The 25,848-nt window shown below is 58.8% G+C and carries 26 protein-coding genes; 19 read left to right on the top strand and 7 right to left on the bottom strand.

All coding sequences use genetic code 11. From position 1 onward, the window contains the following. Positions 1–36: 36 nt before the first annotated feature. The 4 genes from ACM110_RS11030 to norR all read right to left on the bottom strand — a co-directional run bounded on the left by ACM110_RS11030 (position 37) and on the right by norR (position 3,533). Positions 37–363 carry a hypothetical protein gene (locus tag ACM110_RS11030; protein ID WP_416127794.1) on the bottom strand — a complete coding sequence of 109 codons (327 nt, stop codon included), beginning with the start codon at positions 361–363 and terminating at the stop codon, positions 37–39. A 44-nt stretch (positions 364–407) separates the two neighbouring features. Beyond that, positions 408–866, bottom strand: a complete 459-nt coding sequence (locus ACM110_RS11025) for a GNAT family N-acetyltransferase (RefSeq protein WP_416127931.1) — start codon at positions 864–866, stop codon at positions 408–410. 25 nt (positions 867–891) lie between these two features. Further along, on the bottom strand, positions 892–1,794 hold the full coding sequence (locus ACM110_RS11020; protein WP_416127793.1) for a chemotaxis protein CheV: 903 nt from the start codon (positions 1,792–1,794) through the stop codon (positions 892–894). 188 nt (positions 1,795–1,982) lie between these two features. Further along, the gene (gene norR, locus ACM110_RS11015; RefSeq protein ID WP_416127792.1) at positions 1,983–3,533 is read right to left on the bottom strand and encodes a nitric oxide reductase transcriptional regulator NorR; all 1,551 of its coding nucleotides are present in this window, start codon (positions 3,531–3,533) and stop codon (positions 1,983–1,985) included. A gap of 157 nt (positions 3,534–3,690) precedes the next feature. Between norR and hmpA the strand changes: the two genes are divergently transcribed. The 9 genes from hmpA (at position 3,691) to ACM110_RS10970 (ending at position 12,046) form a co-directional block, all read left to right on the top strand. After that, positions 3,691–4,872, top strand: coding sequence for an NO-inducible flavohemoprotein (gene hmpA, locus ACM110_RS11010; RefSeq protein ID WP_416127791.1), 1,182 nt, complete (start codon positions 3,691–3,693; stop codon positions 4,870–4,872). Between the two features lie 202 nt (positions 4,873–5,074). Continuing rightward, complete coding sequence (locus ACM110_RS11005; protein WP_416127790.1) at positions 5,075–5,584, top strand: disulfide bond formation protein B; 510 nt, start codon at positions 5,075–5,077, stop codon at positions 5,582–5,584. Between the two features lie 828 nt (positions 5,585–6,412). Then, positions 6,413–7,348 (top strand): ubiquinol oxidase subunit II, encoded by a 936-nt coding sequence (gene cyoA / locus ACM110_RS11000; protein WP_338584825.1) that lies wholly within the window; start codon positions 6,413–6,415, stop codon positions 7,346–7,348. Positions 7,349–7,351: 3 nt separating this feature from the next. Continuing rightward, complete coding sequence (cyoB, locus tag ACM110_RS10995; RefSeq protein WP_416127789.1) at positions 7,352–9,382, top strand: cytochrome o ubiquinol oxidase subunit I; 2,031 nt, start codon at positions 7,352–7,354, stop codon at positions 9,380–9,382. Positions 9,383–9,385: 3 nt separating this feature from the next. Continuing rightward, positions 9,386–10,012: a cytochrome o ubiquinol oxidase subunit III gene (locus ACM110_RS10990; protein ID WP_338584828.1), complete on the top strand. Its 627-nt coding sequence runs from the start codon at positions 9,386–9,388 to the stop codon at positions 10,010–10,012. Further along, the gene (gene cyoD, locus ACM110_RS10985) at positions 10,013–10,354 is read left to right on the top strand and encodes a cytochrome o ubiquinol oxidase subunit IV (protein ID WP_338584829.1); all 342 of its coding nucleotides are present in this window, start codon (positions 10,013–10,015) and stop codon (positions 10,352–10,354) included. It abuts the gene before it with no gap. Between the two features lie 10 nt (positions 10,355–10,364). Continuing rightward, positions 10,365–11,252 carry a heme o synthase gene (cyoE, locus tag ACM110_RS10980; RefSeq protein WP_338584830.1) on the top strand — a complete coding sequence of 296 codons (888 nt, stop codon included), beginning with the start codon at positions 10,365–10,367 and terminating at the stop codon, positions 11,250–11,252. Positions 11,253–11,390: 138 nt separating this feature from the next. Then, positions 11,391–11,735: a toxin gene (locus tag ACM110_RS10975; protein WP_416127930.1), complete on the top strand. Its 345-nt coding sequence runs from the start codon at positions 11,391–11,393 to the stop codon at positions 11,733–11,735. Further along, positions 11,732–12,046, top strand: a complete 315-nt coding sequence (locus ACM110_RS10970) for a helix-turn-helix domain-containing protein (RefSeq protein ID WP_075946541.1) — start codon at positions 11,732–11,734, stop codon at positions 12,044–12,046. The genes ACM110_RS10975 and ACM110_RS10970 overlap by 4 nt, the downstream gene beginning before the upstream one ends. Before the next feature lie 250 nt (positions 12,047–12,296). Here the strand turns inward: ACM110_RS10970 and ACM110_RS10965 are convergent, their stop codons facing one another. Further along, entirely contained in the window at positions 12,297–13,715 is a 1,419-nt protein-coding gene (locus ACM110_RS10965) for a PLP-dependent aminotransferase family protein (RefSeq protein WP_338584834.1), read from the bottom strand. 153 nt (positions 13,716–13,868) lie between these two features. Here ACM110_RS10965 and ACM110_RS10960 point away from each other — a divergent pair, with 153 nt between their 5' ends. The 10 genes from ACM110_RS10960 (at position 13,869) to ACM110_RS10915 (ending at position 23,172) form a co-directional block, all read left to right on the top strand. Next, on the top strand, positions 13,869–14,969 hold the full coding sequence (locus ACM110_RS10960) for a hypothetical protein (protein ID WP_416127788.1): 1,101 nt from the start codon (positions 13,869–13,871) through the stop codon (positions 14,967–14,969). Positions 14,970–15,011: 42 nt separating this feature from the next. After that, on the top strand, positions 15,012–16,292 hold the full coding sequence (locus ACM110_RS10955) for an ATP-grasp domain-containing protein (protein WP_416127787.1): 1,281 nt from the start codon (positions 15,012–15,014) through the stop codon (positions 16,290–16,292). A gap of 60 nt (positions 16,293–16,352) precedes the next feature. Next, positions 16,353–16,847, top strand: coding sequence for a RidA family protein (locus tag ACM110_RS10950; RefSeq protein ID WP_338584837.1), 495 nt, complete (start codon positions 16,353–16,355; stop codon positions 16,845–16,847). A gap of 83 nt (positions 16,848–16,930) precedes the next feature. Continuing rightward, entirely contained in the window at positions 16,931–17,416 is a 486-nt protein-coding gene (locus ACM110_RS10945) for a cupin domain-containing protein (RefSeq protein ID WP_416127786.1), read from the top strand. 212 nt (positions 17,417–17,628) lie between these two features. Continuing rightward, positions 17,629–18,273, top strand: coding sequence for a glutathione transferase (yfcF, locus tag ACM110_RS10940; protein WP_416127785.1), 645 nt, complete (start codon positions 17,629–17,631; stop codon positions 18,271–18,273). 21 nt (positions 18,274–18,294) lie between these two features. Beyond that, a complete protein-coding gene (locus ACM110_RS10935) occupies positions 18,295–19,647 on the top strand; it encodes a KamA family radical SAM protein (RefSeq protein WP_416127784.1) in 1,353 nt (450 codons plus the stop codon). 31 nt (positions 19,648–19,678) lie between these two features. After that, positions 19,679–20,551, top strand: coding sequence for a branched-chain amino acid aminotransferase (locus tag ACM110_RS10930; protein WP_416127783.1), 873 nt, complete (start codon positions 19,679–19,681; stop codon positions 20,549–20,551). Positions 20,552–20,572: 21 nt separating this feature from the next. Continuing rightward, on the top strand, positions 20,573–21,331 hold the full coding sequence (locus tag ACM110_RS10925) for a TauD/TfdA family dioxygenase (RefSeq protein WP_416127782.1): 759 nt from the start codon (positions 20,573–20,575) through the stop codon (positions 21,329–21,331). A 66-nt stretch (positions 21,332–21,397) separates the two neighbouring features. Beyond that, positions 21,398–22,357, top strand: coding sequence for a diiron oxygenase (locus ACM110_RS10920; protein WP_416127781.1), 960 nt, complete (start codon positions 21,398–21,400; stop codon positions 22,355–22,357). Between the two features lie 14 nt (positions 22,358–22,371). Then, a complete protein-coding gene (locus tag ACM110_RS10915; RefSeq protein WP_416127780.1) occupies positions 22,372–23,172 on the top strand; it encodes an N-acyl homoserine lactonase family protein in 801 nt (266 codons plus the stop codon). Between the two features lie 100 nt (positions 23,173–23,272). Here ACM110_RS10915 and ACM110_RS10910 read toward each other — a convergent pair whose 3' ends face one another. Together ACM110_RS10910 and ACM110_RS10905 are read right to left on the bottom strand one after the other, a co-directional pair. After that, positions 23,273–24,703, bottom strand: a complete 1,431-nt coding sequence (locus ACM110_RS10910; RefSeq protein ID WP_416127779.1) for a PLP-dependent aminotransferase family protein — start codon at positions 24,701–24,703, stop codon at positions 23,273–23,275. Positions 24,704–24,917: 214 nt separating this feature from the next. Next, positions 24,918–25,622 carry a hypothetical protein gene (locus tag ACM110_RS10905; protein ID WP_338584846.1) on the bottom strand — a complete coding sequence of 235 codons (705 nt, stop codon included), beginning with the start codon at positions 25,620–25,622 and terminating at the stop codon, positions 24,918–24,920. Positions 25,623–25,848 lie beyond the last annotated feature (226 nt).

Raw genomic sequence — 25,848 nt, 5'->3', positions numbered from 1 at the left:
CCGCAAAGACCGCTATCGAAGCAAGTTATGCGCCACTCACTGCGCCTTGGCGCTCGGACGGATGGAGTCCCATTCAGTGACGTACGCGGTTTTGCTCTTTTTGTTGTAGAGGCACAGTTCGGTGCCTTGCGCGCCTTTCATGTGTTTTTGCGGATATTGGCCTTGCAGCAGGAGGGCGGTGTAGCCAACGCGGTCATCGAACTGCGCGGCGTTACCGACGGGTTTGGCATCCTTCAGACCGCTGGCCTTGGTGCAACTGGCGAGCACGGTTTTGTCGTAAGCGGCCCATGCGTCAGCGCTGGAGGCTTGGGCCTGAGTGGCGAGGGCGGTGAGGCAGAGGAAGGCCAGGGTGGCGGTTTTCATTGTTCGGGGATCCTTGGGCAGGTAAGGGCCAAGGTGTGAGTATGTCAGACCGGAACAGGTTCCCGACGCACCTCACACATCCCGACACGCTCATACAACCGCCGCGCGCGCAGGTTGTCTCCCAGCACCTTCAAATCCACAAAGCCTTCCCGACGCAGCTGAAATACTTTGAAGGCGTGCAACAGCAACGCGCGGCCCAGACCTTCACGTTGCGCCCTTGGATGCACCACCAGATTCTTGATGTAAGCGCTGGTCCAGCATTGGCATACGCCAACCACGCCTTCGCCATCCAGGGCAATGAAGCACAGGGCGGGATCGTATTCAGGATCGGTTTCAAACTTTTGCTGCCAGAGTTCCAGCGTCGGCACTCGACCGCCACCGTCGCGGTAACCCAGTTCCATCAAGCGATGGACCGCGTCGGCGAGCTCGGGGCGATAGGTGATCAATTGAATGCCGGTCGGCCAATCGATAGCCGGCACAACCTCGGCGAGGTCGCGCCGCATCAGCCAGCAATAATCCACGCTCAACTCAATGACCTTGTTCGGCCACAGCCTTGGCTGCTTCGATCAGGCATTTGGTCAGCTCCGGCGACGAGAATTTGGTCAGCACCGCGTTCGCCCCGGCCAGCCGCGCCTTTTCACTGTTCATCGCGCTGTCCAGCGAGGTGTGCAGCAAGACATAAAGATGTGCGAAGTCCGGCGTTTCGCGCAGGGTGCGGGTGAAGGCGTAACCGTCCATTTCGGACATCTCGATGTCGGAAACGATCAGGTTGATCTGCTGCGCGGTGCCTTGCAGGTCCAGCAGGCAGTCGATGGCTTCCTTGGCACTGCGCGCCGTGTGGCATTGCAGGCCGAGGTTGCGCAGGGTATGCACTGATTGCTGCAACGCGACCTGGCTGTCATCGACCACCAGAATCCGCGCGCTGCCCAGGACTTCGGCGTCTTCCATGCTGAGCTCGGTCGGCGCCATTTCGATCTGCACCGGGGCGATGCCGTGGATGACTTTCTCGATGTCCAGAACCTGCACCAGCGTGCCGTCGACCGAGGTCACGCCGGTGATGTACGAGCGCACGCCGCCAGAACCGAACGGCGGCGGGCGAATGTCGGTAGTCAGGCAGTGGACGATCTTGCTTACTGCCTGCACGTGCAGGCCCTGCTTGGAACGGCTGACATCGGTGACGATGAGGCAGCCGCCGTTCGGATCTTCCAGCGGACGCTCGCCGATGGCGCGGCTCAGGTCGATCACCGACAGCGACGCGCCGCGCAGCGTGGCGATGCCTTTGACGTGCGGGTGCGACTCCGGCAGCTTGGTCAGCGGCGGGCAGGGGATGATTTCACTGACTTTGAGCAGGTTGATCGCCATCAACTTGCCACTGCGCAAGGTAAACAGCAGAAGCGAAAGTGAATCTGCGCGGGCTTTGGTGGTGGACATAAGAACCTTCTTGGGCAAAAGGTGATGGGCTGTCACGGTTGCCGACAGCTATCGATGCCGGGTTATCGACTTGTTTGGGGCAGGCTTTAGCTTCATGGGCATCGGGTAGATCAAAAGATCGCAGCCTGCGGCAGCTCCTACATGGATCGCATTCCCCTGTAGGCGCTGCCGCAGGCTGCGATCTTGATTTATTTCATGCCCAACCTTTTGGCCATCCGCCCAAGGTTCGCTCGATCCAGCCCCAACTCCCGCGCCGCACTGGCCCAGTTGTTGTTATGCCGTTCCAGGCACGCGCCGATCAACTGGCGCTGATAGTTCTCGGTGGCCTCGCGCAAATCGCCGGTCACCAGCGCCATGGCAGCCGTGGCCGGTTGCTCGGCGCTGACTTCAATGCTGCCGTTAGGCAGGTCCAGGTCGGCGGCGCTCAAGCTGAGAATCTTCGGCCGTTCCTTGCAATTGCCCAGCGCCTTCAATGCGCTGCGGCCGATCAGGTGTTCCAGTTCCCGCACGTTGCCCGGCCAGTCATAGGCGAGCAACGCGGCCTGGGCATCGCTGCCCAGGCGCAGGCTGTTGAGGCCCATGCGCGAGCGGTTCTGCTCCAGGAAATAACCGCTGAGCAGCAGCACGTCACGGCCACGATCACGCAGGGCCGGCACCAATAAAGGATAAACGCTGAGGCGATGATAGAAGTCGGCGCGGTAGCGGCCGCTGCGCACTTCTTCAGCCAGGTCGCGGTTGGTTGCCGCGATCAGCCGCACATCGACCTGATGCTCCTTGTCCGAACCCAGGCGCTGCAATTGACCGCTTTGCAGCACGCGCAGCAATTTGGCCTGCACCGTCAGCGATAATTCGCCAACCTCATCGAGAAACAGCGTGCCGCCATTGGCCAATTCGAATTTGCCACGGCGGTCATTCATCGCCCCGGTGAAGGCACCGCGCACGTGGCCGAACAATTCGCTTTCCACCAGCGTGTCGGGCAACGCCGCACAGTTGAGGCTGATGATCGGCTTGTCGGCGCGCGGCGAGGCGGCGTGAATGGCCTGGGCAACCAGTTCCTTGCCGACCCCGGTTTCCCCGGTGATCAGCACGGTCAGGTCGCTGCCGCCCACCAGGCTGATTTCTTCCACCAGGCGTTTGAGCGCTTTGCTCTGGCCGATCATTTCGCGATTCTGCTGGCCGCTGGCCTGACGATAGACCTCGGCGCGCTGATGCTCGTCTTCGACGCGGTTGTTCAGGCGTTCGATGCGCTCGACGGCATTGACCGTGGCGGCGGCGAGACTGGCGAAGGCCTCAAGCGCATCCAGTTCGATCGGTTCGAACTGCTCCGGGTCGAGGGCGTCGAGGGTCAGCAAGCCCCATGGGCGCTCGTCGATGAGCAGCGGGCAACCCATGCAATCGTGGACTTCCAAGTGATCATCGAGACCATCGACGAGGCCGTCATAAGGATCGGGCATGTCGCTGTCGGCGGCGAAACGGGTCGGGCCAGGGCTGCTGAGCAGCGCTTCGAAGCGCGGATGTTCGCTGACCTTGAAGCGTCGGCCGAGGGTATCGGTACTCAACCCGTCGACGGCCAGCGGCACCAGCCATTCGCCATCGAGACGCAGCAGGGCCGCGGCATCGCAGGGCAGAAGGGCGCGCATGGCTTCGAGCAGGCGTCGATAACGCTCGCCTTCGGGAAGTTCGCGGGACAGGTCGGAGACCAGTGGCAACAGCGCAGTAAGCAAGGATTTTGCAGTCATAGTGACTCCATGTAGTCGGTGTGACTATAAGTCAGGCTGTGTCGTTATGACTATCAAGTTTTTAACATGTTGATTTATAACGATTTAATAGTTGGCATGGAAACTGAAATGCATAGGGCAACAGTCAAGAAAATCCCCGCTGCTCAGGAGTCATTTTATGCTTAGCGTCCAAGACCGTGCCATCGTCAAATCCACTGTGCCGTTGCTGGAAAGCGGTGGCGAAGCCTTGATCACTCACTTCTACCGCATGATGCTCTCCGAGTATCCGGAAGTCCGCCCGCTGTTCAACCAGGCTCACCAATCCAGCGGTGACCAACCGCGTGCCTTGGCCAACGGCGTGCTGATGTATGCGCGCCACATTGACCAGCTCGACCAGTTGGGCGACCTGGTGGCCAAAATCATCAACAAGCACGTTGCCCTGCAGATTCTCCCTGAGCACTACCCGATTGTAGGCACCTGTCTGCTGCGCGCCATTGCCGAAGTGCTCGGCGAAGAAATCGCTACCCCGGAAGTGATTGCAGCGTGGGGTGCGGCTTACGGTCAACTTGCAGACATCCTGATCGGTGCCGAAACCAGCATCTACGACCAGAAGGAACAAGCTCCGGGCGGCTGGCGTGGGGCGCGGGAATTCATCATCGCGGCCAAGATCGAAGAAAGCGCGGAAATCACCTCGTTCTACTTCGAACCGGTGGACAAAGGCTTGATTCTGGCTGCCGAACCGGGCCAGTACATCGGCATGAAACTGATCCTCGACGGCGAAGAAATCCGCCGTAACTATTCGCTGTCGGCCTTGGCGAACAAAGGTCAGTACCGCATCAGCGTCAAGCGTGAGGCCGGTGGTCGCGCGTCCAACTTCCTGCACGATCAATTGCACGTGGGTTCGACCATCCAGCTGTTTCCGCCATCGGGCGAGTTCACCCTGACCGCCAGCGACAAACCGCTGGTGCTGATCAGCGGCGGCGTCGGCATCACCCCGACTCTGGCGATGCTCGAAGCGGCGTTGCAGACCGAGCGTCCGGTGCACTTCATCCACTGCGCGCGCAACGGCAGCGTCCACGCCTTCCGCGACTGGATCGACGGGCTGGCCGAGCGTCATCCGCAACTCAAGCGCTTCTACTGCTACGCCGAAGATGACGGCGTGAGCCCGGCGGCGCACAAGGTCGGTTTGTTGAGCCAGGAGCAACTGGGCGAATGGCTGCCGCAAGAGCGTGACCTGGATGCTTACTTCCTGGGGCCGAAAGGTTTCATGGCGGCCATCAAGCGTCACCTCAAAGCCTTGGGTGTGCCGGAGAAGCAAAGCCGTTACGAGTTCTTCGGGCCGGCTGCGGCGTTGGAGTAACCCTTTAAAGATCGCAGCCTTCGGCAGCGCCTACAGGATGTTCCTCATCTGAATGTAGGAGCTGCCGGAGGCTGCGATCTTTTGATTTTCTATTCAAAAGTTAATCCCTTCTTAACCCGCCTGTCGTCTATTCCCCCGACATCCCCCAGCACGCGCCCAGCGTGTAGACTGGCGGGCAATCGATATCTTCAAGGGAAACGCGATGAGCGAGGAAACAATGCGGTTGGGCCGTGAACGGCGCTATCTGGTGTTGCTGGGCATCATCTGCCTGGCGCTGATCGGCGGCGCGCTGTACATGCAAATCGTACTGGGCGAGGCGCCATGCCCGCTGTGTATCCTGCAACGTTATGCCCTGTTGTTGATCGCGATCTTCGCCTTTATCGGCGCGGCCATGCGCAACCGTCGCAGCATTACCGTGTTTGAAACCCTGGTGGTGATCTGTGCCCTGGCAGGTGTCGCCGTGGCGGGGCATCACGTGTACACGCAGTTCTACCCAGCCGTCAGTTGTGGCATCGATGTATTGCAGCCGATTGTCGACGGCTTGCCGCTGGCGAAGATCTTCCCGCTGGGCTTCCAGGTCGACGGTTTCTGCTCCACGCCGTACCCGCCGATCCTCGGTTTGTCGCTGGCGCAGTGGGCGCTGGTTGCCTTTGTGCTGGTGGTGATACTGGTGCCGTTACTGACGATGCGTAACCGCAAGTCGTTGCGCTGAGAGCATCTGCTACGGCGTATTGTCGGACAAAAAACGCCCCGGTCTTCGCTGAGAAGGCCAGGGCGTTTTTTTGCATATCAGAGGACGATGGAAAACACCGTAGCAGGTGGAAACACAGGTGCGACACGTGTGCGACATGTTGTCACATCTTGAGTGTCGCAGCGGCCTCCAGGGTCGCGGATTGGTGCGCGATCGCGCAATGAAATTGGTCCGTTTTGCCCACCGCCGAGAACAGCCGCCAACAGGCTGCAGCAGGCAGTTTTAACAGGCTCTGGCAATTTGCCAGAGCCCTTGTCACATGGGGGCTTGGGCGGCGTCGAGAACACCTGTCGGACCCACAATGCTGTCTGAATCGCGGGTGGTAGACCTACTATTTTTGGTGTTTTTGTTGAGAATTAATTTCGATAACATGCGCCACTTTTACGAGTTCGGCGAAGCATTGTTGCGGCTCGGGATATAAATTATTTCGGGATGAGACATGGTTTAAAAAACGCTACATAACTACAATCGCCCCCACTGAATTCCCCGGCGCTGTTCACCCTCTCGAGGTGTTTGAACAGAATCAGGGTGTCGAGAGGCCGGGCGGCTTCATGCGACTCCCAGGTGTCGGTGCCTCCAACTATCCGCACCAAATGGAATTGGTCTGTAACAAGGCCTTTGACCACGAATTCGAATAAGAACTCACCGCTGGCCCAGGATTTGTCGAAACGCGTCTGACGCTCGACGGGCAGCCCTTATTCAATCCAAAGAAATGCCAACCCTTGGCAGGGTGAAGTGTTGGCGATCAAAACCCAACTGCATTGCGCAAGCTGCTTTAGAGGTCGTGAGATGAGTAAAAACAGGTACCCCAGACTACTAGGCTTAGTGCCGCTGCTCGGCACGTTGTTGCTGGGAGGCTGCAACATGACCTTGCTCAATCCCACCGGCCAGATTGGCCTGGAACAGCGCAACCTGATCATCACCGCAACGCTGCTGATGCTGTTGGTCGTGGTTCCGGTCATCGTCATGACCTTCCTGTTCGCCTGGAAATACCGCGCGTCCAACACCAAGGCGACCTACACGCCTAAATGGAACCACTCCACCAAGATCGAGATCGCGGTGTGGACTGTTCCGGTGTTGATCATCATTGCCCTGGGTTACATCACCTACATTTCGACCCACGAACTGGACCCGTACCGTCCGATCGAATCCGACGTGAAGCCGGTGACCATCGAAGTGGTCGCGCTGGACTGGAAGTGGCTGTTCATCTACCCGGAACAAGGCATTGCCACGGTCAACAAGATCGTGTTCCCGGCGAACACACCCATCAACTTCAAGATCACCTCCGACGCCGTGATGAACTCGTTCTTCATCCCGGGCCTGGGCGGCCAGATCTACGCGATGGCGGGCATGCAGACCAAACTGCATTTGATCGCCGACCGCAACGCTGAAATGGAAGGCATCTCCGCCAACTACAGCGGCGCTGGTTTTACCGGTATGAAATTCAAAGCGATCTCAACTTCCCAGGAAGATTTCGACGCCTGGGTAAGTGAAGTCAAAAAGGCACCTAAACAGCTTGAACAAGCTGAATACGCAGCCCTTTCCAAGCAGAGCCAGAACAACCCAGTCGAGCTCTACTCCTCGGTGACGCCGAACCTGTTCCAGACCATCGTCGACAAGTACGAAGGCATGAAACCGGGCCCGAAGGTCAAGCACGAGAAGAAAGAGAAAGAAGTGGCCGCTACGGACATGAACTCGCATTCAGCTGCCGGGGCAGAGGAGTAAACGATGTTTGGTAAATTAAGTTGGGAAGCGGTCCCGTTCCACGAACCGATTGTGATGATTACCATCGCCATGATCGCGCTCGGTGGTCTGGCACTGTTCGCGGGTATCACTTACTTCAAGAAGTGGACCTACCTGTGGACCGAGTGGCTGACGTCGGTCGACCACAAGAAAATTGGCGTGATGTACATCATTGTCGCCATGGTCATGCTGCTGCGCGGTTTTGCCGACGCCATCATGATGCGTACCCAGCTGGCCATGGCCACCGAGGGTTCGCCTGGCTACCTGCCACCTGAACACTATGACCAGATCTTCACCGCTCACGGTGTGATCATGATCATCTTCATGGCGATGCCATTCTTCACCGGCCTGATGAACCTTGCAGTGCCGCTGCAGATCGGCGCACGTGACGTTGCCTTCCCGTTCCTGAACTCCTTGAGCTTCTGGCTGCTGGTTTCCGGTGTTGTGCTGATCAACCTGTCCCTGGGCGTCGGCGAATTCGCCAAGACCGGTTGGGTTGCCTATCCGCCGCTGTCGGGCCTGCAATACAGCCCTGGCGTGGGGATGGATTACTACATCTGGGCGCTACAGCTATCGGGTCTGGGGACAACGCTAACGGGGGTTAACTTCCTCGCTACCGTGCTGAAAATGCGTACCCCTGGCATGAAACTGATGGACATGCCGATCTTCACCTGGACCTGCACCTGGGCCAACGTCCTGATCGTGGCTTCGTTCCCGATCCTGACCGCTACCCTGGCACTGCTGACGCTTGACCGTTACATGGATTTCCACATTTTCACCAATGAACTTGGTGGCAATCCAATGATGTACGTCAACCTGTTCTGGGCGTGGGGCCACCCTGAGGTATACATCCTGATCCTGCCGGCATTCGGCATTTTCTCGGAAGTCATCTCGGCCTTCACCGGCAAGAAACTGTTCGGCCACAAGTCGATGATCTACGCTTCGGGCGCGATCTCGGTACTGGGCTTCATGGTTTGGTTGCACCACTTCTTCACCATGGGTTCGGGTGCCAGCGTCAACGCCTTCTTCGGTCTGGCGACGATGCTGATTTCCATCCCGACGGGTGTGAAGCTATTCAACTGGCTGTTCACCATTTACCAGGGTCGTCTGCGCTTCACCAGCCAGGTTCTTTGGACCCTGGGCTTCATGGTGACCTTCGCCATCGGCGGCATGACCGGCGTACTGCTGGCCATCCCGGGTGCTGACTTCGTTCTGCACAACAGCCTGTTCGTGATCGCGCACTTCCATAACGTGATCATCGGCGGCGCGGTATTCGGCTACATCGCTGGTTTCGCGTTCTACTTCCCGAAAGCGTTCGGCTTCAAGCTGCACGAAGGCTGGGGTAAAGCAGCGTTCTGGTTCTGGATCTCGGGCTTCTTCGTCGCGTTCATGCCGCTCTATGCACTGGGCTTCATGGGCATGACCCGTCGTCTGAACGCCACCACCAACCCTGAGTGGGTGCCGTACCTGTACGTCGCCATGTTCGGTGCGGTGATGATCGCTGTCGGTATCGCCTGCCAACTGATCCAGCTGTACGTCAGTGTGCGTGACCGCAACAAGCCAGAGAACATGTGCGAACACGGTGATCCGTGGAATGCCCACACTCTGGAATGGTCGACCTCGTCGCCACCACCGTTCTACAACTTCGCCGTGCTGCCGAAAGCCGACTGCGTCGATCCGTTCACCGAAGCCAAGGAAAACGGCACTGCGTACAAGGCTCCGGCCAAGTACGAGCCGATCCACATGCCAAACAACACCGCTACCGGTGTGGTCATGGGTGCTCTGCTGACCGTGTTCGGTTTCGCGATGATCTGGCACATCTGGTGGCTGGCAATCGCGAGCCTGGCAGGCACTGTCGTCTACTTCGCGATCCACGCTGCACGTGACGACCAGGGCTATATGGTCCCGGTTGAAACGATCGAGCGCATCGAAGCCGAGCAGCACAAGCGTCTGGTAGCGGCAGGGAAAATCCCGGCCACCGCCACCCGTGTTGAAACCTCGTTGGAACAGGCTTAAACCATGTCGAACTTAGTGACCAATGCTGGACACACCCATGTCGATGGACATGGGCATGATGACCATCACCACGACTCGGGCGAGATGACCGTATACGGTTTCTGGCTCTACCTGATGACCGACTGCATTCTGTTTGCGTCGATCTTCGCGGTGTACGCGGTACTGGTTAACAACGTAGCCGGTGGCCCGTCGGGCCACGACATCTTCGAACTGCCCTACGTGCTGGGCGAAACCGCTCTGCTGTTGTTCAGTTCGATCACCTACGGCTTCGCCATGCTGGCGTTCTACCGTGGCAACAAGAAGCAGGTCCTGGGCTGGTTGGCCATGACCTTCCTGTTCGGCGCCGGCTTCATCGGCATGGAGATCAACGAATTCCACGTTCTGATCTCCGAGGGTTACGGCCCTAGCCGTTCCGGCTTCCTGTCCGGCTTCTTCACCCTGGTCGGTACCCACGGTCTGCACGTGACCAGCGGTCTGATCTGGATGGCGATCATGATGTATCAGGTCAACAAGCATGGCCTGACGTCGACCAACAAGACCCGTCTGAGCTGCCTGAGCCTGTTCTGGCACTTCCTGGACGTTGTCTGGATCTGCGTATTCACCGTTGTTTACCTGATGGGGACTATGTAAATGGCTAACCCAGCTCATTCCCACCACGGCCACGATGACGCCGGTCACGGCAGCTACAAGTCGTACGCCATCGGTTTCATCCTGTCGGTGATCCTGACCGTCATTCCATTCGGTCTGGTGATGTACCCGTCGCTGCCGAAGTCGATCACCCTGTTGATCGTCCTCGTGTTCGCGATCGTCCAGGTGCTGGTGCACCTGGTGTACTTCCTGCACCTGGACCGTTCGGCCGCGCAGCGTAACAACGTGATTGCGTTTGTCTTCGCCGCGATCGTAATCGTCCTGCTGGTTGGCCTGTCGCTGTGGATCATGTTCAGCATCCACACGTACATGATGGCGAAGTGAGGTAGACCCGATGTCGCTCAAGCACTTTATCCAAATCACCAAACCGGGGATCATTTTCGGTAACGTGCTTTCTGTGGCAGGCGGGTTCTTCCTGGCCTCGAAAGGGCATGTCGATCTGGCCGTGTTTCTGGCCGCCATGATCGGCACGTCCCTGGTCGTCGCCTCCGGTTGCGTGTTCAACAACTGCATCGACCGCGACATCGACATCAAGATGGAACGCACCAAGAACCGGGTGCTGGTACAGGGCTTGATCTCCCTGAAACTGGCCCTGATCTATGCGACCGTCCTGGGTGTTCTCGGCGTTGCGTTGTTGTACAAGGTGGCCAACCCGTTGGCCGCTTTGTTCGCGGTAATCGGCTTCGTGATCTACGTCGGCTTCTACAGCCTGTACCTCAAGCGCAAGTCGGTTCACGGCACGCTGGTGGGCAGTCTGTCGGGCGCCATGCCGCCAGTGATTGGTTATGTCGCAGTCAGCAATACCTTCGACATGGCCGCGCTGACGCTGCTGGTGATGTTCAGCCTGTGGCAGATGCCGCATTCCTACGCCATCGCGATCTTCCGCTTCAACGATTACCTGGCCGCATCGATTCCGGTGCTGCCAGTGAAGCGCGGGATTCAAGTGGCCAAGAAGCACATCCTGATCTACATCCTGGCCTTCCTCGTGGCGACCTTGATGCTGACCTTCAGCGGCTACGCCGGCATGAGCTACCTCGCCGTCGCCGCGGCCATGGGCATGTACTGGTTGTACATGGCCTGGACCGGCTACAAGGCAGTGGATGACACGGTCTGGGCACGCAAGCTGTTCGTGTTCTCGATCTTCACCATTACCGCGTTGAGCGTGATGATGTCCCTGGACTTCAAAGTGCCGGCCGAGTTGCTGCTGACGTACGCGCCTTAAGATTTAGACGCTGTAACGAAAAGCCCCGCCTTCGAGAGAAGAGCGGGGTTTTTTGTTGGGGGCTAATTGCTAGGGTGATTCGTCAGGAAATTGATTTGTAGATTGCGTAACTATGAGCAATTTGCCTATAGTTTGTCGATGCGAACCGTATTCTTTGAAACCACTACCTTCACCGCCGCCGTTGGAAATTATCTGACGGACGATGAGTATCGTGCGCTGCAATCGCACATGCAGTTGAACCCGCAAGTGGGGGATGTCATGCCTCGAACCGGTGGCTTTCGAAAGCTTCGATGGGCGGATGGACGCCGAGGTAAAGGCAGACGAGGTGGCTTGCGAGTTATCTATTATTGGCTTATGAATGATGGTCAGTTCTGGATGTTTGCAATTTATGACAAAGATGAGCTTGAGAACTTGACCGCCGACCAAGAAAAGGCGCTCAAGAAAGCGATAGAAACAGAGCTAAAAAAACGAGGTACCCCATGAAAAAACGCGACCTGTTTGCAGAATTGATGCAGGGCGTTGATGAGATGGCGGCTCAACGCGAAGGCAAAATTACGCTGCGCAATACGTCCATCGAGGACATTCCGGCTCCTGAAGTGGGGGCGCAAGAAATCGTTGCGCTACGGGAAAAGCTGCACATGTCTCAAGCGGTTTTTGCCAAACGTATTCGAACCAGCCCCAGTACCTTGAGAAACTGGGAGCAGGAAAAGTCAAAACCCAACGCTCAGGCAGCCTTGTTGATCAGGCTGGTGGAGAAATTCCCGGATATGGTGGATCGACTGGCAGTGGTTTGATTGAGTCAGCGAACACGTGAGAGGCCCCGCATTCGAAAGAATCGCGGGGCTTTGTCATTTACGCGCGGTTGTTACTCGGTACATCGAGTATCTTCACCACATCGTCGATGATTTATGAACACCGCAACCCCCTGTAGGAGCGAGCCGGCTCCGGGCGGCGTTCCGACGATGGCGGTGTGTCTGGTGACATTGATGCTGGATGTGACGGCCCCATCGCGGGCAAGCCCACACAGGGATTGAGGGTTGTTTGTTATTTGTGTGGCTTGTCCAGCAAACGGAAAAACCGCTCGCGCACCTGCACATGATCACTGTGCGCCACGTTGAACCTGAGGAACTGATTGGCATCCGCCGCCTTGCTGAGCATGGTTCCCGGCGCCAGCACCAGTTCGATTTCCAGACCTTTTCTGGCCAGGCATTCGGCTTTGTATCCCTCTGGCAATCGCGTCCAGATGTATAACCCTTCCCCCGGCAAAGACGACACCGAACACCCGGCTTCGCCCAGCCACGCCGCCACCCGGCTGTTCGACTCGTAGAGCCGGTCCACCGTGCGTCGCATGTGTTTGGTGTAGCTGCCGTCGCTGAGCATGGTGCAGATGATCTGCTCGGCCATTTCCGAAGTCATGCCGCCGCAGGCCATTTTCAGCGTCACCATCCGCGCCGCCAGTTGCGGCGACAGCACCGCGAAGCTGACGCGGCTGTTGGCGGTCAGGGTCTTAGAGAACCCGGAGACGTAGGAGACATTGTCCAGTCCGCTCGCCGCCAGGCGCGGCGTTCGGCGTTGCTGCATGTCGCAGTACAAATCGTCTTCGAGGATGTGGAAGTTGTAGCGATGGCTCAACTCCACCAAGCGGTATACCTGCGCCGAAGTGAACGAATGCCCGGTCGGGTTGTGCAGGGCGTTGTTGGTCATGTAGAGCACGGGACGATGGGCGATCAGCAATTGCTCGAACGCGTCCAGGTCCATGCCGTCACATTCGCGGCGGATGGTGATGACCTTGACCCCGTGCCACGCCAGATTGGTGTGCATCGTGAAGTAGCAAGGGTCGTCGAGCAGCACCGTGTCGCCGGGTTTGACCAGCAGGCGCATCAGCATGTCGATGGCTTGTACGGTGTTGGCGGTGGTGATGATCTGTTCCACCGGCGCCTCGATGCCCAGGGTCGCCATCTTGACGCGCAAGGCCTGGCGCAATGGCAGGTAACCGCTGGCGTTACCGTATTCGCCCATGCGCAGGGTGGTCGCGCGAAGCGTTCCGCGCACGGCTTTGAGCAATTCTTCGGCCGGCAACCAGGATGAAGGCAGGAAACCGGCCCCCGGACGCAGCGCGCCATTGTCCAGCAGCACCGCGCGGCGAACCACGCTGAGGGTGTCTTGCGGGAGCAGGTCCGGGCCGGCATCGGGCTGGATCGTGGCGCTGGAGCGGTGCACGTAGTGCCCAGAACCCTGGCGTGACACCACCAGGCCCTTGGCCCGCAAGCGGTCGAGGGCATCGACCACCGTGGATTTGCCCACGTTCATCAAGTCGGAAAGTTCGCGAATCGGCGGCAGCCTGGAGCCGTGGGGCAGGCCGCCCTGGCTGATCGCCACGGTCAATTGATCGACGATCTGCTGCACCAGCGGTACACCCGGCTGGAACTCGATGGCGGCGATCACTGCGCGCTGAACCTGCATTTTACTGGTCTCTCCGGCAGTAAAGTTCGTTGGATTCTATACGAACTTGCTCTGATCAAGACAAGCATCTCTTTCTACTATCGCTTTGGAGTGTTTTCGGATTGTCGACCGTTTTGTCGGTCGTTCAGTCGCCAAGGTGTATGAGGTGTTGCAATGAGTTTAGAAACAACCGCCGTCGTGGCGAAACCGGTGATCAACCTGCGGTTGTTCACCATTCGGATCATCACGGCCGTGGCGCTGTTCGCGGTACTGGGCAAGGCCAACGTCTGGCTCGACACCGCCACCAACAGCATTCTGGCCCTGGGTTATCGGGCCTTGTTGCTGCTGTTGCCGTTGACGTTGCTGGTCCTCGGTCGCCGTTCCCTTAGTGTCACGTTGCTGTGCGCTGCCGCCGGTCTGGTGCTGCTGGCCGTCACCAGCAACCAGGGCGTTGTCATGTTTGCCGCGGCGTTGTTTGCCTACGGCATTGCGATTGCCGGTTACCTGATCAAGAGCGAAGCGGCGCAGACCAAGGAAGGCGCGGCCTATAACCGTGTGGCCATGAACATGGGCAGCCTGCTGGCCGGTTTGATCCTGCTGTCGCCGCTGCTGACGCCAAGCATGTTTTTCCTCGGTGCCGCCAGTTTCGTCCTGTTGTGCCTGCCGATCGCCATGGGCGCAACATTCACCACCGAAGCCGCCGTGGCCCGCCCGGCCAGCCAGGAAGGTAGCGGCTGGCGCAACAAACTGCCGTGGGTGATCGCCGGGATCATCATGGGCATCAAGCTGTTTGGTGTGTTCTCGATCCTGCCACAAGCGATCCTGCTCGAAACCGGCGAATTGCCCGCCTGGTACGGCCTGATGCTGATCCTCAACAGCGCCGTCGTGGTGTTCGCGCAAGTGCCGGTCATGAAACTGATCGAGAGCACCGGGCGCTTCAAGGTCCTGACAGTGATCGGGATCATCGTCGGCGGTTTTGCCGTGCTGTCTTCACCGGCTGCATTCCACGTCGAAACCCTGGTCGGCGCGCTGATCTGGGTGGCGCTGCTGTCCATCGCCGAATGCGCGTTCAGCCACCTCGATTACTTCTCGGTCAAGCAGAACAACATGTTCGTCAAGGAAGTGTCCTTGGGCGTCGGTGCCGGGTTGACCGTGTTGATCATGCGGGTCATGCCACCTCCCTACAACGCGTTGTTGCTGGCTGCTATCGGCGCTGCCGGGATCCTGGTCTGGTACTGGCTCAACCGCAAATCCATTGCGTCGCTGCATGACTGACTTATCGCCGTTTCGGTTTTCACTTTGCAAGTCGGGGACATTATGAATACGACTTCATGCGTAGTAGTGGTGGGGTACAACGGCAGTCGGGTCCACGATATCCCGAAGTTGCGTGAACTGTGCAAGTCGCTCTACAACGCCCGGTTGATCCTGCTGGTCGAGCAGATCCAGCCTTTTGACGAACAGGTTGCCGATCACGTTTGCAGCACCTCGCTGGCAGAAAAAGATGTAGCGGCCTCACTGGAACTGGTGGTCGGCTGCCTGAATGCTGACCGCTGGAAGCTGATCGGCGTGCTGCCGTTTTCTGATCGCGGCGTGTTGCTCGGTGCGGCGCTGGCCAGTCATTTCGGCTTGCCCGGCATTACGCCGGCCGAGGCGCGGGCGGGGTTGGACAAGCAGATTTTCCGCCAGCTCGAAGCGGCGGCCAGCACATCACCCGATGATTATCGGCCTGTGCTTTCCGTGCGAATTGAAAGCCTGCCGGAACTGCGCCAGCGGGTGATCGAACTGGGCGGCAAGGCGTTCATCAAGCCTGCCTGCGAAGGCGCCAGCCGTGGCTGCCGCGTCATCCGTCACCCGACCGAATGCGACGAGGCGTGGCTAGCGCTCAAGCCTTATCGCGAGGGTGGCATCGTACTCGAAGAGTTGATCCAGAACGCCCGGGAATACAGCTGGGATTATGTTGCCGGAAGCACCTGGATCACCGAAAAAACCACCACCGAAGGCGCCTACCGCGCCGAGATCCAGCAAGTGGTGCCCGCACCGTTGGCGGCTGACGCACAGGCTCGATTGATGGCGGCCGGCCGGCACATGGCGGGGCTGGTGGCGCAGGACAACGGTGCCTGGCACAACGAAGTTTTCCACAGGGCCAATCATCGCACTTCGGCCGTGGAAACCAACATGCGCCCCGGTGGCATGCATATCTGGGATCTGGCGTGTCAGGCGTTCGTCGATTTCAACCCGTGGGAACGTTGGGTCCGCTGGGCCGTGGAAGGCCAGGTCGATAGCCATGACCCGGTGCCTCGCGGCTACTGCGGCATTCGCCTGCTGCGGGCTAGCGCCGGTGGCCTCTTGCGCGATGTACCGGACATCCAGGCCCTGGCCCGGTCGCTGGGCATCGAACTGGTGGAAGCGGTGCTGAGCAAGCGTATTGGTGATTCGGTCACCGCGCTGGTGAAAGACAATTTCTCGTTCATCGGCCACATCGTGTTGTTCAACGAGGACTACGAGCGGCTCAGCCACGACCTGTTGCGGCTGGCCGAAGCCGTCGAATCACGCGTCGGCATCACCAGCCTGGCACCGTCCGTAAGGGCCGTGGGTTGAGCCGTGTTTTAGCACTAGCGATCGATGTTTTTTGCAGTATTGATCAAGAGGGGTTGGTAAATGATTTCGCACATGACCTGTGATGAACGCTTCATCGCGCTGGCACAGGAGTTCGGTTATGACATCTACGGCGAGAACACCGCTGGCGGGCATTACGCGCCGCTGATTCGTCACCACGATGAACTGTATATCAGCGGTCTGGTGCCGCGCATGGACGGCAAGATCCACTATCCGGGCCGGGTGGGGCGGGACCTCAACATGGCGGATGCGCAAGCAGCCGCCAGCATCAGTGCGATGCGCGGGTTGGCGCTGATCGTTGATGCCATCGGTTCGCTGGACAAGATCAAGTCGCTGATCCGGGTGACGGTGTATGTGAGGTGCACCGAGGATTTTGTCGACCTCAGCGAAGTCGCCAACGGTGCGTCGGATGTGTTCAGTCACGTGCTGGGCGATGCCGGGAAACATACACGGACGACCGTGGGTGTTTACCAGTTGCCAAAAAATGCGGCGATCGAAGTTGATATGATCGTGGCGCTGCGCCCTTCAGCGTTATAAGTAGCGTTGTTCGACTTTACACTGTTGAAGGGTTCGCCTAAGGTCTGGTAACTCAAGTCGGCAGAATAAGTTGGAATCAGCAAATGAATAACGTTCAGGGTGCGTTTTTTTCATATAAAGACTTTCGCCAGAGTTTAGATCGGCAGCCAATCAAACCACGGGTGTGGAAGGCTGCTGAACTTACCGATATGCGTCAGACCCTTGAGGCCAGCGACATCGATATTGTTGCGCTGGCCCACGATAACAACCTCGAAGGCTGCCAATTGACACCCGGAATGGCGGTGTCCATGCAGTGGCTGGTGCCGGGTTCAACACTCACCGGCCATGCCCATGCCTGGTGGCATCTGTTCATCATTCAATCCGGTGGCGGCGCGCTGACACTGGGCGATGCCGATGAGGTGAACGTCAGCCCCGGCGACGTGTTGCTGGTGCCGGCCTGGACCCGGCACGGCTTCGTCAACACCAGCGCAACCGAGCCGTTTGCCATGCTCAACCTCAGCAACATGCCGCAGATGGCACTGCTGTCCAACCATGTCGACAACGTTGGCTTGATCCCCCGTCAACGGTAATTTTTCCCTCTGCTGCACACCAGGGAGTCCGCGTTCGCTGACTCCCTTTTTCGTTTCTGTCGTGCCCGCAAAAAATCCTCGTGGAGATTGGCGTGTCCGGATTTCTGTATCGATAGAAACAGATAATTTCTGTATCTGTTCAGCGGGTAATCAACTTAATACGATCGCTTCAAATGCAACGGATTAATGTGCTTAGTGCAAGGGAGCGTTCTATGGAAAGTGCGAAGTTGAAGCTGTATCTCGGCGCAGATTATGTCAGCGCTTTTGCGATGTCGGCTTATGTGGCGCTCAAGGAGAAGCAACTTTCGTTTGAGCTTGTAACAGTGGATTTGAAAGCTCGCGAAAACTATCAAGCGAATTATCGCGATCTTTCATTGACCTGCAAAATCCCGGTATTAGTTCACGAAGGTTTTGCGCTGTCGGAATCTTCAGCCATTGCCGAATACCTGGAAGAACTCGCTCCAGGCTCGAAAAGAATTTACCCGCAAGACATCAAACAGCGCGCTCGCGCTCGTCAGCTTCAGGCCTGGTTGCGCAGCGATCTGCTGGTGGTGCGCAAGGAGCGTCCGTTTGACCTGGTGTACTTCGGCAAGAAAGACACGCCACTGTCCGACGACGCCCGGGCCGCTGTCGATCGACTGTTCTTCGTGGCCGACCGCTTGCTGGAAGAGGGCGCCGAGCACCTGTTCGGTGACTGGAGCATCGCCGACACCGACCTGGCAATCATGCTCAACCGACTCGTTGCCAATGGTGACCCGGTGCCTGCGCGACTCGCGGCGTATGTGCGCCGTCAGTGGGATCGCGACAGCGTTCGGGCATGGATGGACATAGAGCGCAAAGCGCCGGCCATCGCGTAAACGACCATCAGGAGCGCGGCCATGCAAGGACTGTCGGAGCACGAACGCTACAAACCCTACAACGCACGCACCATTCGCGACACACCCTACTGGGACAAGCTGACCCCGGCATTGCAGGAAGCCATGACCGTCGTGGCCCGGGTCATGCCGTTTCGCACCAACGAATACGTACTGGGGACGCTGATCGACTGGAACAACATCCCGGACGATCCGATTTTTCGCATGACCTTTCCCCACAAGGACATGTTGCTGGCGGATGAATACGCATCGCTCAAACAACTGATAGAGCAGGATGACGCCGTCGCGATCAAACGGCGGATCGAAGCGATCTGGTTGCGCATGAACCCGCATCCGGCCGGACAACTGACGCACAACAGCGCCACCCTTGAAGGAAAAGTCCTCGCGGGCATTCAGCACAAGTATCGCGAGACCGTGCTGTTTTTCCCCGGTGCCGGTCAGACGTGTCATGCGTACTGCACGTTCTGTTTCCGCTGGGCGCAGTTCATCGGTGAGGAAGAACTCAAGTTCAACGCCCGTGAGTCCCAGGAGCTGGTGAGTTACCTGCGGGTGCACACCGAAGTCACCGACGTGCTGATCACCGGCGGCGATCCGATGATCATGAACACCCGTTCGCTGGCCGGTTACATCGAGCCGCTGCTGGCGTTGCCGCACATCAAGAGCATCCGCATCGGCACCAAATCCGTGGCGTACTGGCCGCAGCGATTTGTCAGCGACAAGGACGCGCCCGAGTTGCTCGAACTGTTCCGGCTGATCGTCGCGGCGGGGAAAAACCTCTCGATCATGGGGCACTACAACCACCCGGTGGAGATCCGCCAGGACATCGCCCACCAGGCTGTCGAACGTATTCGCTCCACGGGTGCAACGTTGCGCATGCAGGCACCGGTGATTCGCCACATCAACGAAAACCCCGCCGATTGGGCGGACCTCTGGACCGAAGGCGTGCGGCTCGGTGCGGTGCCCTATTACATGTTCGTCGAGCGCGACACCGGCCCCAGTCACTACTTCGCGATGCCGCTGGCCCGGGCGTTCGAAATCTTTCAGGCGGCGTACCGCACGGTCTCCGGATTGGCGCGCACGGTGCGCGGGCCTTCCATGAGCACCTTCTACGGCAAGGTGTTGATCAACGGCATCGAGACCGTCGCCGGGGAAAAAGTCTTCGTGCTGCAGTTCCTCCAGGCCCGCGATCCGCAATGGGTGTTGCGCACCTTCTATGCACGCTTCGACCCGCAGGCGACCTGGTTCGATCAGTTGCGCCCGGCCTTCGGCGAGCGAGCGTTTTTCTTTCAGACCGAGCCTGAGCTTTTGTTGGCGACAGCGCCGGAATTGATACCGGTCCTGCTGCAAACGGCGTAGGACGAATCTTGATTACTGGGGAGATAAGGACATGAGCGGTATTCCGTTTGATCAGCGCGAGGGATTGATCTGGCTCGATGGCGAGTTCGTCGAGTGGTCCCAGGCGCGCCTGCATGTGTTGACCCACGGCTTGCATTACGCAAGTACGGTGTACGAAGGGGAGCGCGTGTACAACGGCAAGATCTTCAAGCTGCGCGAACACACCGAGCGCCTGTACCGCTCGGCGCAGTTGATGGATTTTGCCATCCCGTTTGAACCCGCCGAACTGGAGGCCGCCAGTCACCAATTGCTGCAGCGCAATAACGTTGCCGACGGTTACTTGCGGCCGGTGGCCTGGCGCGGCAGCGAGATGATTTCCACCTCGGCGCGCTTCAACCGCGTGCATGTGGCGATCGCCTGTTGGCAGTGGCCGAGCTACTTCGACCCGGCGGCGCGCATGGACGGCATTCGCCTGAAGACGGCAACGTGGCGCCGTCCGCCGCCGAGCAGCAGCCCCTTCGAAGCCAAGGCCTCAGGGCATTACCAGATCGCCACACTGAGCAAGCACGACGCGGAAAACAACGGTTACCACGACGCCTTGATGCTCGACTGGCGCGGCCGCATCGCCGAAGCCACCAGTGCCAATGTGTTCTTCGTCAAAGGCAGGAAGCTGCACACGCCGACACCGGATTGTTTTCTCGATGGCATCACGCGGCAGACCGTGATCGAACTGGCCAAGGCGCTGGACTATCAAGTGATCGAACGCACGATTTTGCCTGCGGAGCTTGGCAGCTTCGACGAGTGTTTTCTTACCGGTACCGCCGCCGAAATCACCCCGGTGCAGAGCATCGACGAGCAGCACTACCAACCGGGCAATGCCTGCCGCGATTTGATTGCCGCTTACACCTCAACCGTCAACGCCTGATAAACCGCCGGGAATCTCACCATGTCAGATCAAGGGATTGTTGCGTCCAAACCATATGTTTCGCTGGGCCATCGCCATGAAGAATTGTCGCGTCGTGGCTGGACGGTGCTTACGCCGGGGGAATTTGCCCACGATGTTGTAGGAACATTGCACGAGTTCGGTCCGGTTATTCCGCAGTTCAACGGGCAGGTAGCGTTTGCCATTACCCGCAAGCCGGGCTACGAAGCCCTGCCGTATTCCCAGAGCATGAACGGCATCGGTCCGCACACCGAAGCGCCGGTGTATGGCCCACCGCCGCGCTACCTGGCCTTGCATTGCCATAAACAGGCCACTTGCGGTGGCGGGCACACGGGATTGGTGGACGGTTACGCGTTCTTGAAGTCGCTTGAGCACACCGAACCGGAATTGCGCGAATGGCTCGATGACACGCCCGTGGAATTCGTCGCCACCGCCAAACCGGGTGAACCGGCGCAAACCCGGGTCAGGGAATACATCCTGACGCCTACAGCTGAAGGAGACATTTTCCGCTTCAGCTACAACCAGTTTCACTACGGCGATGTGAATCCGTCGGAGGAAGCTTTACAGCAGTCGCAAGTCGCCAACAACACCTCGCCACTGGCCAGATTTGCCGTGCTGGGTGAAGCGTATTTCGTCGAGCACAACGTTCCGGTGCTGATTCCCGACGGATGCATGTTGATTTGGGACAACTGGCGGATGATTCACGCCCGCAGCCGATACACTGACCCGGCGCGCAACCTGACCCGCTACTGGCTGGCCTGATTCTTCCGTCGCCCTTCATTCTTTTGGCGTACCCCTCGCGGGTACGCGTCTTACAGGTATTGCGTCATGCAAACAGCAATCGAGATTGCCCAGGTCGATCATCAACTGATCGTGCGGCTCAATCAGGCCTGGACCAAGCGCGCCACGGTGTGTTCGCCGGACAAGGCCCAGGTCAACGAAGTGTTCGACCCAACCCGCCCGGATTACCCGGAGTGCATGGTGCCGTTTTTTCATCATCCGAAATTCCAGGCCTTGAGCGATGAGCTTAAAAGCAGCGTGGTGACCTGGGGCTGGATCGGCTACAACCTGCGCACGGTGACCGCCGAGGAGCATGTGGTGAACCCGGCGTTGAGCGTCATCGCCAACCAGTACCTGGGCAAGGACGACTGGCATTTTCGCGAGGCCATGCAGCAAACCCTGATCGACGAGCACTACCACACGCTCATGCACTTGCGGGCCATCGAGCGAACCAAACTCGATCGCGCACTGGATCGGGATCTGGACTTGCCGCCATCCGTCACTTATCTGCGCCTGAAGGCGCTGTGTGAAGAATTGCCGGAGCAATGGCAGCGCGACCTGGCGGCGATCACTTTCGCGGTGGTGGCCGAGATCAGCGTCAACGCCTATCTCGACCTGCTGGCGGACGACCAGACGATTCAGCCGCAAAACCGCCGCGTCGCCGAACTGCACAATCGCGACGAGTATGCGCACAGCAAGGTGCTGGCCGAGGTGGCCAAGGTCATGTACGCCAACATGCAGCCTGAGCAGCGAGAGTTTTTCGCCGGTCATTTGTCGGTAGCGCTGAGTGCTTTTATCGCCCAGGACTACTCGATGTGGGAGGCGATCCTGACGCAATTGGGCGTCGAAGATGCGGCGGCGATCATTGCCGACACCCGCGAGAGCAACAAGAACGCGACGATCATGCGTGACTACAGTGGCCTGCATAAACTGGCGCACGACCTGGGTATCAGCGAGCAGATTGACTTCGATTTTCGTCCGACCCTCAAAGCCACCGCAGCAGCCTGAACCCGGAGGTGTCCATGTCCGTTCCCGTTTACGAAGTGTTCGCCATCCGTGTCGGCGCCAATGCCCAACGCACCGCCAGGGAGAATTTTCTCTACGACGCCTGCTGCGGTGATCCGAACGCGCCAATGCCGCTGGATTATTACTTCTGGGTCATTCGCAACGAGCAACAGGTGATCGTGGTCGACACCTGTTTTCAACCGGCCACGGCGGATCGGCGCAACCGCCAGATGTATCGCCTGCCGGAAGAATCCCTGCTGCAACTGGACATCGATCCGGCGCAGGTCGAGCACCTTATCCTCACGCATTTGCACTGGGACCATGCCGGCAATCTCGGGTTGTTTCCCAAGGCGACCGTGCATTTGCAGGAAGCGGAATTGCGTTTCTGCACCGGGCCGAAAATGAGCCATCGCACGGTGAATAAAACCTACGAGGTCGAGGACGTGATGTCGGCGTTGCCACCGCTGTTCGAAGGGCGGATGCGTTTGCACAACGGCACGGTTGAAGTGATGCCCGGCGTGACGCTGCATGCGGTAGGCGGGCATACGCCGGGTAGTCAGGTGGTGCGGGTGAATACCGAGCGCGGCTGGATTGTGCTGGCATCGGATGCTGCGCATTTGTGGGTCAACATCCGCGAGCGCAGTCCGTTTCCGATCATCGACGACCTGGCGCAGAGCCTTGAAGCGTTCAGCGAAATCGACCGTCTGGCCGATAGCGAAGACCATGTCATTCCCGGTCACGATCCGTTGATCGCCGAGCGTTTTCCGCACTGGAATGATGACCCGCATATCATTTGCCTGCACCGAGACCCCCTTTAACCCAAAACCCCTGTAGGAGCTGCCGCAGGCTGCGATCTTTTGATCTTAAAAAATCAAAATCAAAAGATCGCAGCCTGCGGCAGCTCCTACAGGTTCGTGGTTAATCCTGGTTTTTCAAGATTCGGCCCAATGTCTCCAGCGCCCCGTCAATCCTCGGCGAATACGGCGTCCCACACCCAATTCGCACAAAATTCCCGAAGCGTTTGGCATTGGAAAAGATATCCCCAGGTGAAATCTGGATGCCAACGTTCAACGCCTCATGAAAAAGCGCCATGGCCGAATGCTGCACCGGCAATTCCACCCACAGCAGCGTGCCGCCCTGAGGGTTTGTGACTCGGGTGCCTTCGGGGAAATACCGGGTGATTGCCGCGCTCATCTGCTGGCGCTGTTGCGTCAGGGTTTTCCTCAAGCGTCGCAGGTAGCGTTCATAGGAGGGTGTTGCCATGAACGCACTGACCGCCAATTGCGACAACGCTTCGCAACCACGGGACTGGGTGTGCTTGAGCATCTCCACGCGGTCGTGCCATTTGCCGGCGCTGATCCAGCCCAGGCGCAGGCCCGGTGCCAGGGTTTTGTTCAGCGAAGCGCAATAGATCACGTTGTCGGTGCGGTCCCAGTGCTTGAGGGTGGACAGCGGTTGTTCGGTGTCCACCAGATCGCCGTAGGTATCGTCCTCGATCAGCACCGTGTCGTGCTCGGCGCACAGTTTTACCAGTCGAGCCTTGTGGGTGTCGGGCATGATGCTGCCCAGCGGATTGTGCAGGTTGGGCATGACGATCAATGCCTTGATCCGCTCGGGGCCTTGCAGCAGATGTTCGAGCGCCGGCAGGTGAATCCCCGCGTGGGTCGAGGCCGGGACTTCCAGCACCCGCAGGTTCAGGCTTTCGAGGATTTGCAGCAGGCCGTAGAAGGTCGGCGACTCCACGGCTACGGTATCGCCGGGGCGGGTCACGGCACGCAAGGCCAGATTGATCGCTTCGGTGGCGCCGTTGGTGATCACGATGCGCTCGGCCGTCAGGTTGGTTTTGGCGGTCAGCATCCGACGGGCAAGGACATTGCGCAGCGCAATGTTGCCACTGGTTGGCCCTGTGGTATCGAACACATGCGAGTCCTGGCGCAGCGTCTTGATCATGTTGTCTTGCAGCGTCTTGAGCGGATAGAGCTGCGGCGCGCAGTAGGCGCTGGCGAAATTGACCTTGACCGTCGCCCGCTGGCTGGCCTTGAGCACCGAAGACACCTGTTCATGAATACCGACGTAGACACCGGTATCCAGCGGCGGCGGCACGGCGGTCAGCGCAGGTTTGCTTGGCGTGTCGGGCTGGCGGATGTAGTTGCCCGAGCGCGGCCGCGCTTCCAGCACGCCATAGTCCTCAAGCTCCCGGCACACCTGCACGGCGGTCGACAGGCTGACGGCATGTTTCTCCATCATCAAGCGGATCGAGGGCATGCGTTCGCCGGTTTTCAGGGTGCCGCTGCGGATGGCGTCCAGGTAATGGTTGGCTAACTGACGGTAGAGCGGGAGCGTGTTCATGATGACCTCGGCAGTCGCACCACTGAGGTCTTGGGCTGGAAAGTGAGTCGACGCTTCCCGCAGACGGACTCGTGATGCTGATGGGGGAAGGGAAGTGTTGTTCTGGCGTTGATACTGGAAGAGTAATCGGGGATTCGCCGGAATCGCGGGCAATAAAAAGCCCCGCTCTGGGGCGGGGCTCTGGGTGTTGCGGCGCTTGATGCGCTGGCGGGAATTACTGCGCGGCGATGCTGTAGCCGTCGAACGCGGTTTGCTGTTGCAGGGCGGTGATGATGTTCTTGCGGTTGACCGCTTGTTCGGCCCCGGCATTGTCCAGGAACGTCTCGCTTTCCAGCTCCGCTTCATCGCCTTCACCGACAAAGGTGAACCCGAGGAATTCCAGGGCTTCACGGTCGACGCTCAGGCGCGAGCGCGGGGTGCGCAGCGGCAAGGTCACGCTGATGCCGTCCTTGCTGATGGTGAACACTTCGACTTCTTTCTTGGCCTTGGCGGCCTTGCTCTTGCCGCCGCTCGGGTTGCTGATCGCCTGGTGCGTCTGGTTCAGCACTTTCAGCGCCAGGCCGTAGACGATTTCCTGGAACGCCGGGTCGTCCTTGAAGCTGGACAGGATGCGGCCGATCGAGAATTTGCTGCTCAGGTCTTCCAGGGCGGCGATGTCGGCGGCCTCGGCGTCCTTGAGTTGCTTGAGTTCGCCCATCAGTTCGTAGGCTTTGTCATCGTCGAAGCTGTCGTGGGCCTGGCGGATCGCGGCGCGCAGTTCGCGGATCTGGTCGCTTTCGCGGGTGGACTGGAAAGCGTCCAGCACCATCTCGCTGATGGTTTTCGCCTGGGACACGTGTTGTGAAAGATTGATGGAGTTTTCGTATTCCGCTTTGGACGACAGGGTGACTACGGATTCAGCGGTGTTGGAATCGGACATTGAAATTTCACTACTTTTTTAGCTTGAATTGGGGCGAGAAAGCACGAGGGCTTTTTCAGGTCGCCTAATCTATTGGACCGGGGCGGCGTTGTCACGACCCAACAGGCCAACGGGCGATTTTGCCGGGTCGCGACGGGTCGAAAAACTGGGGTGTATTGGCCGACGTCATCGCTGGCAAGCCAGCTCCCACAGTGATTTAGGTTGTCCGCAGATCTTGCGTATACCT

It is taken from the genome of Pseudomonas sp. NFX98 (assembly GCF_047784845.1).
Lineage (GTDB): Bacteria > Pseudomonadota > Gammaproteobacteria > Pseudomonadales > Pseudomonadaceae > Aquipseudomonas.
Note: the sequence above shows the minus strand (reverse complement) of the source record. Positions and strands in the feature narration are given on the sequence as shown.